We start from the raw sequence: 14145 nt of genomic DNA on the forward strand, positions 1-14145 counted from the left end.
ACCCGCTGCCTCAAGCGCTACATCGCCCGACAGCTCTACCGCACCATCACCACCCACCACCGAACCCCTTGACAACCCCCACTCACAGATCGCGGGGGAGGGGCGGGACCCGGCGCGGGCGGGGCGGGACCCGGCGCGGGGGTCGACGGTCAGGGGATGCGGGTCTCCAGCACACCGTCCACGATGCGGGTCGGCAGGATCTGCTGGTCGTTCGCGGACGGTCCGTGGACGACCTCGCCGCCGTTGAGCCGGAACGCGCTGCCGTGCCACGGACACACCACGCAGTCGTGCCCGTCGATCCGCTGGACCTCGCCCTCACCGAGCGGACCACTCTGGTGCGGGCAGCGTTCCAGCATGACGGTCACCTCGTCGCCGTGCCGGTAGAGGATCACCGACACGTCGTCGATCTCGCGGGTGACCAGCTTCCGCTCCGGCAGCGCGGTCATGTCGGCCACCGGGTGCCAGCCGGCGCTCATCCGGTGCAGCTCGGAGATGCTCTGGTTGACCTGCGCGCCCTGCTTGTACGCCAGATGCCCGCCGATGTACGCGCCGGTGCTGGCCGCGGTGAGCCCGAGCCAGCCCAGCGTCCGGCCGAGGGCGTGCCGCCCGCTCAGTCGCGCGGCCACCGAACCGGCGTAGAACGCCAGGCCGACGGTGTTCGAGGCGGCGTGCACGAGCCCGATGCGGCGCTGGTCGCGGGCGAGCGCGGCCCAGTCGTTGAGGCCGGCGACGGCCGCCGGCAGGGCGCTGACCGTGCCCAGCGCGCAGAGGGTGGTGGCCGCCCGGCGTTGTCCCGGCATGAGGTCCAGCACCGCCGTGCTGATCCACGCGCCGACGGGGACCTGCACCATCGCCGGATGCAGCGGATGCCCCAGCCAGACACCGTGCAGCAGGTCGCGCACCCGCTGCGGGCGGAGGGTGGCCTGGACGGCCCTCTGCAGCCGGTCGCCGACCCGGTCCAGCGCGGAGGCCTGCTCGATCTTCGTCATGAGTGCTCGCACGAGTACCGACTTCCCGGTACGAGCAGGAGCAAACCGGCCTCGGGGGACGGGTACCACCATCGGGTGATCGCCGGCCCCTACCGCGTGCCCTCCGCCGCCCGCCAACCGTCGTGGTGGACCGCCTCGGCCAGCGGGCGGTCGCGTCGCCACCCGTGCCGGACCAGGTCGGGGACGGCTTCGAGATGGGTGACCGGGCCGAGGCAGAGCCAGGCGACCGGGCGTACGCCGTCGGGGATGCCGAGGAGGTCGGCCAGCCACGGTTCCCGGTAGAACGACACCCAACCGACGCCGAGCCCCTCGGCGGTGGCGGCCAGCCAGAGGTTCTGGACGGCCAGGCAGGCCGAGTAGAGCCCGGTGTCGGCGATGGCGTGCCGGCCGAGCACGGCGGGGCCGCCCCGCGCCGGGTCGTACGTGACGACCACCGACAGGGTCGACTCCAGCACTCCGTCGATCTTGATGCGGCTGAACCGCTCGGCGGCCGCACCGTCGAGGGTCGCGGCGAAGGTCGCCCGCTCGGCGTGGACGTGCTCGTGGAAACGGCGGCGCAGGTCCGGGTCGCGGACCACGACGAAGTCCCACGGCTGGGAGTGGCCGACGCTCGGGGCGGCGTGCGCGGCGGCCAGCACCCGGTGCAGGGTGTCGTCGGGCACCGGCGCTCCGGTGAACTGGCCGCGTACGTCCCGACGGCGGTGGATGGCGTCGTACAGATCCATGGCAGGCTCCCGCCGCGCTCGGCCCACGCGTCTCCCCGCTCGCGCGGGACACTCACATGATCGTTCCGCCGCCGATGCTAGCCACCACGGCGGAACGGGAGACGGGGGGACCTGGCGTGCCGGGGCCGCCGCGGGCATGCTGTCCCGATGGGCGTACGCGTCGAACGCGCCGCAGGCGTGACCACGGTGATCCTGGACCGGCCGGCGGCGCGCAACGCGGTCGACGGGCCGACCGCCCGGGCGCTCGCCGACGCGTTCCGCGCGTTCGAGGCCGACCAGGACGCGGCGGTGGCGGTGCTCTGGGGCGCCGGCGGCACGTTCTGCGCCGGTGCCGACCTGAAGGCGATCGGGACCCCGAGCGGCAACCGCGTCGAGCCGGACGGGGACGGTCCGATGGGCCCGACCCGGATGGTGCTGTCCAAGCCGGTGATCGCGGCGATCTCCGGGTACGCGGTGGCCGGCGGGCTGGAGCTGGCGCTCTGGTGCGACCTGCGGGTCGCCGAGTCCGACGCGGTGCTCGGGGTCTTCTGCCGGCGCTGGGGTGTGCCGCTGATCGACGGGGGCACCGTCCGGCTGCCCCGACTGGTCGGCGAGAGCCGCGCCATGGACCTGATCCTCACCGGCCGCGCCGTGCCGGCCGCCGAGGCGTACGACATGGGGTTGGTGAACCGACTGGTCGCGCCGGGTGAGGCGCGGGCGGCGGCCGAGCGGCTCGCGGCCGAGATCGCCGGACATCCGCAGACGTGCCTGCGCAACGACCGGTCGGCGGTCCTCGCCGGCGCCGGGTTGCCCGAGGCGGAGGCGCTCGGCACCGAACTGGCGTACGGGATGGGGTCGCTGGCCACCGACGCGGCCGCCGGGGCCGCCCGGTTCGTCGCCGGCGCCGGCCGGCACGGCGCGCCGCCCACGGTCAGCTGAGGTCGCGGATGGCGTCGCCGATGGCCCGGTGGAACGTCGGGTACGCGTAGATCATGTGCCGGAGCTGGGCCAGCGGCACGGCCGCGTGCACCGCCACCACCAGCCCGGACAGCACCTCGCCGCCGGCCGGGCCGACCGACGTGGCGCCGATGAGGACGCCCTGGTCGGCGTCCGCGACCACCTTGATGAACCCCTCGGACCGGTGGATCCAGCCCCGCGTCGACGACGACAGCTCGGTGAAGCCGATCTGCACGTTGATGCCACGCTCGCGGGCCTGGTGCTCGGTCAGCCCGACCGCGCCGACCTCGGGGTCGGTGAAGGTGACCCGGGGCAACGCCCGGTAGTCCGCGCGGGGCACGGTGCCGGCGGACCCGCTGGAGCCGCTCGCGCCGAGGGCGCTGGTCGCGCCCATCGCGCCGCCCACGACGCTGGCGGTGCCGCTCGCGTCGGGGCCGCCGTCGGCGTGCCGGACGTGGTCGAGGACGTCGGCGACGACGATCGCCGCCTGGTACATCGCGATGTGGGTGAAGGCGCCCTCGCCGGTGAGGTCGCCGACCGCCCAGATCCCGTCGGAGACGTGCAACCGGTCGTCCACCGACAGGTAGCGCTGCTTCGCGTCGACGCCCACGGTGTCCAGGCCCAGCTCCTCCAGGTGGGCGCGGCGGCCGGTGACCACCAGCAGCCGCTCGGCGGTGAAGTCGGTCCCGCCGGCCCCGTGCAGGGTGAAGTTCTGCCCGTCGTGGCTGACCCGCTCGGCCTTCACGCCGGTGTGGATCTCCACCCCGTCGGCGCGCAGCGCGGCGGCGGCCACCTCGGACGCCTCCGGCTCCTCCACTGCGAGGACACGGTCCAGCGCCTCCACCACGGTGACTCGCACCCCGAACCGGGCGAAGACCTGGGCCAGCTCCAGCCCGATCGCGCCGCCGCCCAGCACCAGCAGCGATCCGGGCAGCTCCTCGACCTCGATCGCCTGGTGGTTGGTCCAGTAGGGAGTGTCGGCCAGCCCGTCGACCGGCGGCACCGACGGCCGGGTGCCGGTGCCCAGCACGATCCCGTGCCGGGCCTGGAAGACCTGCTCGCCGACCCGGACCCGGCCGGGCCCGTCCAGCCGGCCAGCGCCCCGCACGAACCGGCCGCCGCGCCCGGTGAACCGCTCCACCGCCGCCCGGTCGTTCCAGGTGTCGGTCGCCTCCTCGCGGATCCGCTTCGCCACCGGCGCCCAGTCCGGACGGACCTGCGCCGTCCCGGCCAGGCCGTCGATCCGGCGGGCCTCGGCGATCGCGTTGGCCGCCCTGATCATCATCTTGCTCGGGATGCAGCCCCAGTACGGGCACTCGCCGCCGACCAGATCGCGCTCGATGCCGACGACGGTCAGCCCGGCCTCGGCGAGCCGCCCGGCCACCTCCTCGCCGCCGACGCCCAACCCGACAACGACCACGTCCACGATCTCCGGCTCCGCCATGCGGCCAGCATTCCCCAGCAGCGCTCCCGCGTGCCAGCGGACCACGCGACAATTCCCCGGCCGGTCAGGACGGCGACGCCTACGGTGGCCGCATGCCCGTACGCTTCGACGCCGTCCACGACTGCTTCCACGACCTTCTCGCCTCCGGACGCGAAACCGGCGCGGCCCTGGCGATCGACGTCGACGGCGAGCCCGCCGTCCGCCTCACCGGAGGTGCAGGGAAGGGCACCGATCCGTGGCGGCCGGACACCCTCGTGGCCGTCTACTCGGTCGGCAAGCCGGTGGTCGCGCTCTGCCTGCTGACCCTCGTCGACCGGGGGCGGGTCGACCTGGACGAGCAGGTCGCCGCGTACTGGCCGGGCTTCCGCACCCCCGCCACCGTCCGCCAGGTGCTCACCCACACCGCCGGGCTGCCCGCCTTCCCGGTGCCGCGACCGGCCGAGGCCGTCGCCGACTGGGACCTGCTCTGCGCCGACCTCGCCGCCGCCGACCCCGAGTGGGAGCCGGGCTCCGTCGCGGCCGAGCACGCCTGGACGTACGGGCACCTGGTGGGCGAACTGGTCCGGCGGGTCGACGGCCGGCCGGTCGGACGTTTCCTGGCGGAGGAGATCGCCGGCCCGTGGCGGCTGGACCTCGGCTACGGGCTGGGCGAGGCGGATCAGCTCCGCTGCGCCGACCTGCGGTACGGCGACCCGGAGTGGCCCCGCCTGGTGGCCGGCGCGCCCGGCTCGCTCCGGTTCCGCGCCGTGGGCAACCCGGCCGGCGGGCGGGACCTGTCGGTGCTGAACAGCCCGTTGTGGCGGGGCACCGAGGTGCCCGCGGTCAACCTGCACGCCACCGCCGACGCCCTGGCCCGCCTCTACACCGGTCTGCTCGCGGGCGGCACGCTCGACGGCGTACGCCTGTTCGGTGCCGACCTGGTGGCCGAGGCGACCCGGGTCCAGTACGACGGCGACGACCTGCTGCTGGACCGGCGTACGCGGTGGACGCTGGGCATGCAGTGGGAGCCGGACGGCAGCTGGGGCATGGGCGGCCTCGGGGGCAGCTCGGCCTGGGCGGACCCGGAACGCGGCTACACCTTCGCGTACACCACCGCCCACCTGGCAGACCACGACCGGGTGGACGATCTGGTCGAGGCGCTGCACTCGTGCCTCTGAGCTGTTAAGAGGGGGCCCTTCCTCTACCCGAGGCGTTAAGCGGGGGCCCTTCCTTACACCTCAGCGGAGCGCGACGGGGTCGCTGTCGGGGGCGGGTAGTCGAGGGTGCGGCGGAGCTGGTCGGGCAGCCGCCAGGGCTGGTGGACCGCCTTGCCCTCGACACCGGCCAGCTCGGGCACCCACCGCCGGACGTACGCGCCGTCAGGGTCGTACCGCTCGGCCTGCCGGACGGGGTTGAAGCCCCGGTACGGGCGGGTGTCGTTGCCGGTCCCGGCGACCCACTGCCAGTTGCCGGAGTTGTTGGCCACGTCGCCGTCGAGCAACCAGCGGAAGAAGACCGCGACACCCGGCCGCCAGTCGAGCCGGAGGCTCTTGGTGAGGTAGCCGGCGGTGATCAGCCGGGCCCGGTTGTGCATCCAGCCCTCGGCGCGCATCTGCCGCATGCCCGCGTCGACGATCGGCACCCCGGTACGTCCCTCGGTCCACGCCGCGAGAGCGTCCTCGTCGTACCGCCAGTCCTCGGTGGCCCCCCGCCGGTACGCCGTGCCGGATATCTCCGGGAACCCGGCCGTGACCTGGTAGTAGAAGTCGCGCCAGCAGACCTGCCGGACGAACGGCGAGTCGCGGTCCCCGGCGGCCTCGGCGACGGTCAGCGGGGACAGGCAGCCCCACCGCAGGTACGGGCTGAGCCGCGAGGTGCCGTCACCGGCCATGTCGTCGTGCAGGTCGTCGTACGTGGGCAGGGTCGGCAGCCACTGCGTCAGCCGACGCCGGGCCACGTCCTCGCCTCCGACGGCGGCGTCCGGTGAGTCGCCGGCCGGCGGGTCGGGCAGCCGCCCGACGGTCACCCCGTCGGGGAGCGGGACCCGACGGGGCGCGGCCAGTTCCTCGCGCCAGGAGCGCCGGGACCAGGCCCGGTGGTACGGGCTGAACACCCGGTAGTGGTCGCCGCCGCCGGGGCGCAGGTCGCCCGGCTCCACGACGGTGAGACCGGGGAACAGCCGCAGGGCCAGTCGGTGCCGTTCGCACTCGGCGCGCAGCCGGCGCTCCCGTCGGCGGGCGTACCGGCTGACATCGGCGGACAGGGCGATCCCCTCGGCGCCGACCTCGCGGGCGAGCTGCACCGTCTCGGCCACCGGGTCGCCCCGCCGGACGACCAGGTCGCCGCCCAGGCGACGCAGGGCCTCCTTCAGCGCCGCCAGGCTCTGGTGCAGGAACCGGGTGCGGTTGGGAGACAGCCCGGCCAGCGCCGGATCGAGGACGTACAGGGGTACCACCCGGTCGAAGGCGGCGCAGGTGGTCGCCAGCGCCGGGTGGTCGTGCACCCGCAGGTCGCGGGTGAGGAGCACGACGCCGGTACGCGGGCTCACGCCGCCGCCCCACGGCCGGCCCCGGTGGCTCGTACGCTCACGGGACCGGCGGTCCGGGGACCACGACCGGGGCGCCGGCGGGGGTGAGCAGGGCGCGGGCGGCCACCGCCATCCGCCGACGCTGGGGCACCAGGGCGCGATTGACGAACACGTCGTAGTCCTGGGCGGCCACCTCGTCGAGGATGCCGCCATAGAGCGCGTACGCGGTGCGCATGCAGGCCTGCGAGGCGGGCGCGAGCAGGGTGATGCCGGGGGCGGCGGCCAGGTAGTGCGCCTGCGCGCGGGTCACCTCGTACCGGATCAGCTCACGGATCGGCTCGGTGGTGCGGCCGGCGGCCCGCGCCCGCGCCAGGTCCTCGCGGGTGACACCGAAGCGGCCCATGTCCTCGTCCGGCAGGTACGTCCGGCCCCGGTCCAGGTCCTCGGCCACGTCGCGGATGAAGTTGGTGAGCTGGAAGGCGAAGCCGAGCTGACGGGCCGGCTCCCGGGCGGCGATCGGATCCGAGCTGCCCAGGATCGGCAGCATCATGGTGCCGATGACGGCGGCGGAGCCCTCCATGTAGTCGAGCAGGTGGTCGTACGTGCGGTACGAGCTGACCGTCAGGTCCATCGCCATGCTCTTCAGGAACGACGCAAAGTCGTCCCGGTCGAGATCGAAGATGGCGATGGTGTGCAGGACGGCCGGGAGCAGCGGGTCGCCGACCGGCTCCCCGTGCAGTCCGGCGATGAAGCGACCGCCCCAGTCGTCGAGCCGGGCCGCCCGCTCGGTGGGGGGCAGGTCCTCGGTCCGGTCGACGATCTCGTCCGCGTACCGCGTGAAACCGTACAGAGCGTGCACATGGCGCCGTTTCCATGCGGGGAGCAGGCGGGTGGCGAGATAGTAGGTCCGGCCATGACGCCTGTGCAGCTGGCGGCAACGCTCATAGGCAGCGGTGAGATCCGTGTCCACCGGCCCTCCTCATTTATCGACGCACCAATCGACGCAACTCGTAACCTTAGGGTACGCTCGCCCACATGGCCAACGACGCAGTTGCGGGTAATGCGCTCCGCGTGGCGCCGGCGGGGCCGGCCGATGGGGACGATCCGGTCCGCGCGGTCCTGGCCGCGTACACGAAAGACTTGATCAGAGCGGTCGACGACACGCTCGCCGGCTTCCTCGCCACCGAGGTCGCCGCCCTCACCCGGATCGACGCGGCGATGGGCGGATTCGCCGCAACGGCGAGCGACTACGTGCTGGGCGGCGGCAAGCGGGTCCGCCCGACGTTCGCCTACTGGGGCTGGCGCGGCGTGATCGGCAACGGCGACCCGCTGCCCCCGGTGCTGCCCGCCCTGTCGGCTCTCGAACTCCTGCACACGTTCGCGCTGGTGCACGACGACGTGATGGACGCGTCCGCCACCCGCCGCGGCCGGCCCACCGCCCACGTGGCGCTGGCCGCCCAGCACGCCGCCGCCGGCCACCGCGGCGATCCGGGTCGTTTCGGTGAGGCCGTCGCGGTGCTGATCGGCGACCTCTGCATGGTCTGGGCCGACCGGCTACTGTCCCAGGCCACCCTTCCGCCGGCCCGCCTGCTCGAGGTCCGCCGTTGCTACGACCAGATGCGCGTGGAGACCGTGGCCGGGCAGTACCTCGACGTGCTCGGCGAGAGCGACGCGGCGAACTGGTCGGTGGATCGCGCGCTGCGGGTCGCCCGCTACAAGACCGCGAGCTACACCGTGCAGCGCCCGCTGCTCTTCGGTGCCTGCCTGGCCGGCGCCGAGCCCCAGGGGCCGCTCACCGCCGCGTACAGCCGCTACGGGCTGGCCGTCGGCGAGGCGTTCCAGCTCCGCGACGACCTGCTCGGCGTCTACGGCGACCCGGTGACCACCGGTAAACCGGCCGGCGACGACCTGCGCATCGGCAAGCCCACCACGCTGCTCATGCTGGCCCGGCAACTGGCCACGCCCGCACAGCGACGGGGGCTCGACGGCGCGGGCGCCGAAGCGACCGACCAGGAGATCGCCCGGCTGGCCGGGGTGGTGGCCGACACCGGCGCGGTCACCCGCATGGAACGGATGATCGACGACCGGGTGGCCGAGGCGCTGGCCGCACTGGATACCGCACCGATCGACGAGACGGCGCGCACCGCGCTGACCGGCCTCGCCGCCGCCGCCACCCACCGGCGTTCATGATGGGCAATCTCGAGAAGGAGGTGGCGTCGTGCGCACCGTGAACGGACGGACCGACCGCGTGGTGGTCGTCGGCGCGGGTCTCGGCGGGCTGGCGTGCGCCCTGCACCTGGCCGGCAGCGGCCGGCAGGTGACCGTGCTGGAGCGCGAGCCGGTACCGGGTGGGCGGGCCGGCCGGCTCAGCGTCGACGGGTACGAGTTCGACACCGGGCCGGTCGTGCTGACCGTGCCGGACCTCATCGCCGAGGCACTCGGTGCGGTCGGCGAGGAGTTGGACGACTGGATGGACCTGACTCCGCTCGACCCGGCCTACCGGGCGTACTACCCGGACGGCTCGACCCTGGACGTCATCACCGACACGACCCGCATGGCCGCCGAGATCTCCCGGGTGTGCGGTCCCCGGGAGGCCGACGGCTACCTGCGCTTCGTCGACTACGCGCGGAAGCTGTGGCAGCTGGAGCGGGCGGACTTCATCGAGCGCAACCTGGACGCGCCCACCGACCTGCTCACCGGCAACCTGCTCAAGCTGGTCGCCAGCGGCGCCTTCCGGCGCATGCAGACGAAGATCAACCAGTTCTTCGAGGACCCGCGCACCCAGCGCATCTTCTCCTTCCAGGCGATGTACGCCGGCCTCGCCCCGCAGGATGCGCTGGCCATCTACACGGTCATCGCGTACCTCGACTCGGTCGCCGGTGTCTTCTTCCCGCGCGGCGGCATCCACGCCCTCTCGCGCGGGATGGCCGGCGCCGCGGAGAAGCACGGCGTGCAGATCCGGTACGACACGACGGTGACCCGGGTGGAGACCTCCGGCGGGCGCGCCACCGGCGTGGTGACCGCCGACGGCGAGCTGATCCCGGCCGACGTGGTGGTGCTCAACCCGGACCTGCCGGTCGCCTACCGCGACCTGCTGCCCCCGGCCCGCCGGCGCAAGCTCACCTACTCGCCGTCCTGCGTGGTCCTGCACGTGGGGTCGAAGCAGGGATATGACAAGATCGCCCACCACAACATCCACTTCGGGCGGGCCTGGAAGGGCACCTTCGATGAGATCATCCGGCGAGGTGAGCTGATGAGCGACCCGTCGCTGATGGTGACCAACCCGAGCCGGACCGACCCGTCGGTGGCGCCCGCCGGCCGGCACACCTACTACGTCCTCGCCCCGGTGCCCAACCTCGACCGGGCGCCCTTCGACTGGCGGGGCGACCTCACCGAGCGGTACGCCGACCAGCTCATCGGCACGCTGGAGGAGCGCGGCTACGTCGGTTTCGGCGAGGGCGTCGAGGTGCTGCGCACCGTCACCCCCGCCGAGTGGGAGGAGCAGGGAATGGCCGCCGGCACGCCCTTCGCGTCCGCGCACAGCCTCTTCCAGACCGGCCCGTTCCGCCCGTCCAACCTGCACCGCTCGCTGGACAACGTGGTCTTCGTCGGCTCGGGCACCCAGCCCGGCGTGGGCGTGCCGATGGTGCTCATCTCGGGCAAGCTCGCCGCCGGCCGCATCACCGGGGCGACCCGATGACCTACCGGGAGAAGCACCTCGTCGAGCTGGTCGACGACGCCGGGCAGGCGGTCGGCGAGACCAGCGTCTCGGCCGCGCACCAGCCTCCGGGCCAGTTGCACCGGGCCTTCTCGGTGCTGCTTGTCGATCCGGCGGGCCGGGTGCTGCTCCAGCGCCGTGCCGCCGTCAAGACCCGCTTTCCGCTGCGCTGGGGCAACTCGTGCTGCGGGCACCCCGCTCCCGGCCAGTCGCTGGCCGAGGCGGCCAACCGCCGGCTCCACGAGGAACTGGGCGCCGGCCCGGTGGAGCTGACCGAGGTCGGGGTCTACATCTACTACGCCGAGGACCCGAGCACCGGGCGGGTCGAGTTCGAGTACGACCACGTCCTGCGCGCGAACGTGCCGGCCGACCTGCCGGTGCACCCCGACCCGGACGAGGTCGCCGAGCTCCGGTGGGTCGACCCGGTCGCCCTGGAGGCCGAGCTCGACGCCGACCCCTGCTCGTACGCACCCTGGCTGGGCGGGGTGGTGAACCGGTTGCTCCGCCCCTCGGGGTCGGCCGTCGCGTCGTCCGACCTGACCCGGACCCCTCCCCGGCTCCCGGCCGACGACGCGGCGGAGCGGTCGGGTGGCCGATGAGGCGCTGAGCGCCGGAGCCGTCGCCCGGCGGCTCGGAGTCGCCGTCACCACGCTGCGCACCTGGCACCAGCGCTACGGGCTCGGACCGAGCGAGCACGTCCCGGGGCACCACCGGCGCTACACCCCGTCCGACCTCGCGCGCCTGGAGATCATGCGCCGGCTCACCGCCGAGGGGGTCACCCCCGCGGAGGCCGCCCGCTGGGCCCGCCAGGCGCCCGACGCCGTACCGCCGGAGACCGTCCGTACCCGGGCGCGCGCCGCTGGCGGCCGGGACGGTGGCGGACCGACGATCCCCGTCGGCCGGGCCGGGCCGGCGGCCCGCGGGCTGGCGCGGGCGGCCATGCGGTTGGACTCCGCCGCGATCAGCGAGACGATCATGCGCACCGTCGAGGCCGACGGCGTGGTGGCCACCTGGGACGGGCTGCTGCGCCCGGTGCTCGTCGGCATCGGCGAGCGGCACGCCGCCACCGCCGGCCTGATCGAGGTCGAGCACCTGGTGTCCCGGTGCGTCTCCGAGGCGCTCGCGGCGGTCGCCCGGAGCGCCACGGTCCCGGGCCCGGCCCGTCTCCTGCTCTCCTGCGCCGACGAGGAGCAGCACAGCCTCCCCCTTGAGGCGCTCGCCGCCGCCCTGGCCGAGGCCGGCGTCGCGTACCGGATGCTCGGCGCCCGGGTGCCGATCGCCGCGCTGATGGAGGCGGTCGACCGCACCGGCCCGGCGGCCGTCGTGGTGTGGTCGCACACCCGGGCCACCGCCGATCCCGCCCAGCTCACCGCCCTGCTGGCCGCGCCCCGACGGCCGCTGCTGGTGCTCGCCGCCGGGCCCGGATGGCGGGCCGACACGCTCCCGGCCGGGGTCGTGCGACCCGTCGACCTCGGGGAGGCGGTCTCGCTGGCCGTGGCCGTACGCGACTCGCTGGACCAGTCGGTGGCGGACCAGGGCGGCGGTCGAGGACTCCCGGGACGGGACGCCGTCCGCTAGCGTTCTGGGGTCCGCCGACCCCGACCCCCTTCGGGAGCGACATGCGCCTCCGCGCTCTCCCCGCGTACGGCCTGGCCCTGTTCCTCCTGGTCGCCGGCTGCGGCGACGCCGACAGTCCCGGCGCGGCCGGCGGCGGCCCCACGCCGGTGGCCTCCGGAGCCATGCCGGACGAGCCGCCCGCACCCACGACGCCCCCGCCCACCCGTGCCGTCCCGACCCGGCCCCCGCTCCGCCCGCTGCCGGCCAGGCTGCCGGCCGGTCTGCAGCGCACCTCCGGCGTACGCGCGGTGGCCCTGACCTTCGACGACGGTCCGGACCCGGTCTGGACGCCGAAGGTCCTCGACGAGCTGAAGGCCGCCGGGGTCACCGCCACGTTCTGTGTGGTGGGCAGCGAGGTGACACGGCACCCGGCGCTGGTCCGCCGGATCGTCCGCGAGGGCCACCAGCTCTGCAACCACAGCTGGCGCCACGACTTCGACCTCGGTCGCCGGCCGGTCGCCGAGATCCAGGCCGACCTGGTCCGCACCAACCAGGCCATCCGCGCCGCGGTCCCCCGGGCGAAGGTGCCGTTCTACCGGCAGCCGGGTGGCCGGTGGACGCCCGAGGTGGTGGCGGTCGCGAAGAAGCTCGGCATGCGGTCGCTGCACTGGACCGTCGACCCGAAGGACTGGGGGAAGCCGACGGCCACCACCATCGCCGCCCGCGTACGCGTCGCGGCCCGGCCCGGCTCCGTCGTCCTGCTGCACGACGGGGGCGGTGACCGGGCCGCCACCCTGGCCGCCTGCCCCGGCCTGATCGGCGACCTGAAGCGCCGGCACGGCGTCGCCCGGCTGGGGTAGATGCCACTTGACCTGCGATTTCGTAGATCGTTGTGGCTCGGGCCATACCGGTTTGGTCGGGCGGCCGGGCATCACGTATGCTTTCCAAGCCTCCGGCGGGGCCGGATGGGAGCAAGTCCGCTTGAAGTTGCGAATGTGCGATGATGGCGGGGCCGCCCTCATCGTCTAGCGGCCCAGGACGCCGCCCTTTCAAGGCGGTAGCACGGGTTCGAATCCCGTTGGGGGCACGATCCGGCTTCGGCCGGAGGCAATGAAGCTAGGTCCTGTGGAGCAGTTGGAGTGCTCGCCGCCCTGTCAAGGCGGAGGTCGCGGGTTCAAGTCCCGTCAGGACCGCAAGCGCTGACGCCGCGCCTACACCGCGCGGCGTTCTGCGTATCGGAGCAGGCAACCCTCCGGGCGGAGAACCGTCGCTGCGGGTAGCATGAGCCGAGCACCACGGCCAGGTAGCTCAGTTGGTACGAGCGTCCGACTGAAAATCGGAAGGTCGGCGGTTCGACCCCGCCCCTGGCCACATAGCCTTTCGCCGGGCTACAGAGGTCCCCACCAGCGGAAACGCCGGTGGGGATCTTGCTTTGTGCGCCCTTGCCGGCTGGATCGCCGGTGCCCGTGGTTGACCGCTCTTGGCCTTTGATCGCCGCCGCTAGTTGCACGTTCGCTGCACGCCGCTCTCCGGTGAACCGGTCACATCGGCCCTGGACGCAACCCGCCATCCCTCACAATGAGCCCGATCTCGCGCAGACGAGCTGACCGCCGTTGATCCACGACTCCCGTGTCAACGGGCACGGCGACCGAGGGATTATGAGATCAAGTTGCCTAACCCGACCACCTGACAGCCCGAGGTCTAGCAGCGGAGACGCCTCTCGCCATCTCGCACCCCTTTTCCGTTGTCCTCGACCTCTTGCGGACTAGATGCGGACCGCTCGGTGCAGCCTGTTGGCCAGGTGCTGCCCTTGGGGAGGTAGGGTCCGGGCGATGAGTGGGGCTGGTGAAGAAGCGAGAGGACAGCGCACCTCAGTGGCTGTTTGCCTCGCGGCAGCAGCGGCGGGCCGAGTGCGTCCGGTTGTGTCGATCTTCTTCGGACGCATGGCCGGCTTGGCGAACACGGACCAGGCGGACGTCACGCAGGGTGTTGAACTGGTGTGGCGCGAACTTGGTGGGCCACCGAAAGCGACCGCCTTGCGGCGTGTCGTGCGGTTGGACATCCCACAGTTCCGGCGCCGGGCGGCCGAATCTGGGATCCGAGGTGCTGCGGCCGTGGTGTCGGCGCTCGATGCGATCGCGGTCCTCATCGAGGAGTCTGCGGATAGCCACGAGCTGTCAACGCCGGCTCAACCTTGACCCCTCTGTTCCGGCCGAATGTTGACCCCCTCGCTGGTTGTTGATGTTCAGTCGTTGGTCTTGGTGGCTGCG

The 14145-nt window shown here is 73.5% G+C and carries 13 protein-coding genes and 3 tRNA genes; 11 read left to right on the forward strand and 5 right to left on the reverse strand.

The features are described from left to right. Window positions 1-149: 149 nt before the first annotated feature. Both ACIBR0_RS28575 and bluB read right to left on the reverse strand, forming a co-directional pair. On the reverse strand, window positions 150-989 hold the full coding sequence (locus ACIBR0_RS28575) for a Rieske (2Fe-2S) protein (protein WP_357031847.1): 840 nt from the start codon (window positions 987-989) through the stop codon (window positions 150-152). A gap of 89 nt (window positions 990-1078) precedes the next feature. Further along, window positions 1079-1714: a 5,6-dimethylbenzimidazole synthase gene (gene bluB, locus ACIBR0_RS28580; protein ID WP_396720817.1), complete on the reverse strand. Its 636-nt coding sequence runs from the start codon at window positions 1712-1714 to the stop codon at window positions 1079-1081. 147 nt (window positions 1715-1861) lie between these two features. On the opposite strand from bluB, the gene ACIBR0_RS28585 reads away from it, so the two are divergent. Beyond that, window positions 1862-2632 carry a crotonase/enoyl-CoA hydratase family protein gene (locus tag ACIBR0_RS28585; RefSeq protein ID WP_396720820.1) on the forward strand — a complete coding sequence of 257 codons (771 nt, stop codon included), beginning with the start codon at window positions 1862-1864 and terminating at the stop codon, window positions 2630-2632. On the opposite strand, the gene ACIBR0_RS28590 is transcribed toward ACIBR0_RS28585, so the two are convergent. Beyond that, a complete protein-coding gene (locus ACIBR0_RS28590; protein ID WP_396720823.1) occupies window positions 2625-4094 on the reverse strand; it encodes a dihydrolipoyl dehydrogenase family protein in 1470 nt (489 codons plus the stop codon). The genes ACIBR0_RS28585 and ACIBR0_RS28590 overlap by 8 nt on opposite strands. A gap of 92 nt (window positions 4095-4186) precedes the next feature. Here ACIBR0_RS28590 and ACIBR0_RS28595 point away from each other — a divergent pair, with 92 nt between their 5' ends. Next, window positions 4187-5251: a serine hydrolase domain-containing protein gene (locus ACIBR0_RS28595; RefSeq protein WP_396720826.1), complete on the forward strand. Its 1065-nt coding sequence runs from the start codon at window positions 4187-4189 to the stop codon at window positions 5249-5251. A gap of 53 nt (window positions 5252-5304) precedes the next feature. Here the strand turns inward: ACIBR0_RS28595 and ACIBR0_RS28600 are convergent, their stop codons facing one another. Both ACIBR0_RS28600 and ACIBR0_RS28605 read right to left on the reverse strand, forming a co-directional pair. Then, window positions 5305-6621, reverse strand: a complete 1317-nt coding sequence (locus ACIBR0_RS28600) for a cryptochrome/photolyase family protein (protein WP_396720829.1) — start codon at window positions 6619-6621, stop codon at window positions 5305-5307. Between the two features lie 37 nt (window positions 6622-6658). Continuing rightward, window positions 6659-7570, reverse strand: a complete 912-nt coding sequence (locus ACIBR0_RS28605) for a phytoene/squalene synthase family protein (RefSeq protein ID WP_396720832.1) — start codon at window positions 7568-7570, stop codon at window positions 6659-6661. A 65-nt stretch (window positions 7571-7635) separates the two neighbouring features. On the opposite strand from ACIBR0_RS28605, the gene ACIBR0_RS28610 reads away from it, so the two are divergent. The 9 genes from ACIBR0_RS28610 (at window position 7636) to ACIBR0_RS28650 (ending at window position 14073) form a co-directional block, all read left to right on the forward strand. Further along, complete coding sequence (locus ACIBR0_RS28610) at window positions 7636-8790, forward strand: polyprenyl synthetase family protein (RefSeq protein WP_396720835.1); 1155 nt, start codon at window positions 7636-7638, stop codon at window positions 8788-8790. 28 nt (window positions 8791-8818) lie between these two features. After that, a complete protein-coding gene (gene crtI, locus ACIBR0_RS28615; RefSeq protein ID WP_396720838.1) occupies window positions 8819-10300 on the forward strand; it encodes a phytoene desaturase family protein in 1482 nt (493 codons plus the stop codon). After that, window positions 10297-10917 (forward strand): isopentenyl-diphosphate Delta-isomerase, encoded by a 621-nt coding sequence (idi, locus tag ACIBR0_RS28620; protein WP_396720840.1) that lies wholly within the window; start codon window positions 10297-10299, stop codon window positions 10915-10917. The genes crtI and idi overlap by 4 nt, the downstream gene beginning before the upstream one ends. Beyond that, complete coding sequence (locus ACIBR0_RS28625; protein ID WP_396720842.1) at window positions 10907-11896, forward strand: MerR family transcriptional regulator; 990 nt, start codon at window positions 10907-10909, stop codon at window positions 11894-11896. Before idi ends, ACIBR0_RS28625 begins: the two co-directional genes overlap by 11 nt. Window positions 11897-11937: 41 nt before the next feature. After that, a complete protein-coding gene (locus tag ACIBR0_RS28630) occupies window positions 11938-12735 on the forward strand; it encodes a polysaccharide deacetylase family protein (RefSeq protein WP_396720845.1) in 798 nt (265 codons plus the stop codon). Between the two features lie 154 nt (window positions 12736-12889). Beyond that, window positions 12890-12962 (forward strand) — tRNA-Glu (locus ACIBR0_RS28635). A gap of 32 nt (window positions 12963-12994) precedes the next feature. Continuing rightward, window positions 12995-13068 (forward strand) — tRNA-Asp (locus ACIBR0_RS28640). 104 nt (window positions 13069-13172) lie between these two features. Then, a tRNA-Phe gene (locus ACIBR0_RS28645) sits at window positions 13173-13246 on the forward strand. Between the two features lie 551 nt (window positions 13247-13797). Then, window positions 13798-14073: a hypothetical protein gene (locus tag ACIBR0_RS28650; RefSeq protein WP_396720847.1), complete on the forward strand. Its 276-nt coding sequence runs from the start codon at window positions 13798-13800 to the stop codon at window positions 14071-14073. Window positions 14074-14145 lie beyond the last annotated feature (72 nt).

This window comes from Micromonospora sp. NPDC049497, assembly GCF_044465805.1.
GTDB lineage: Bacteria > Actinomycetota > Actinomycetes > Mycobacteriales > Micromonosporaceae > Micromonospora.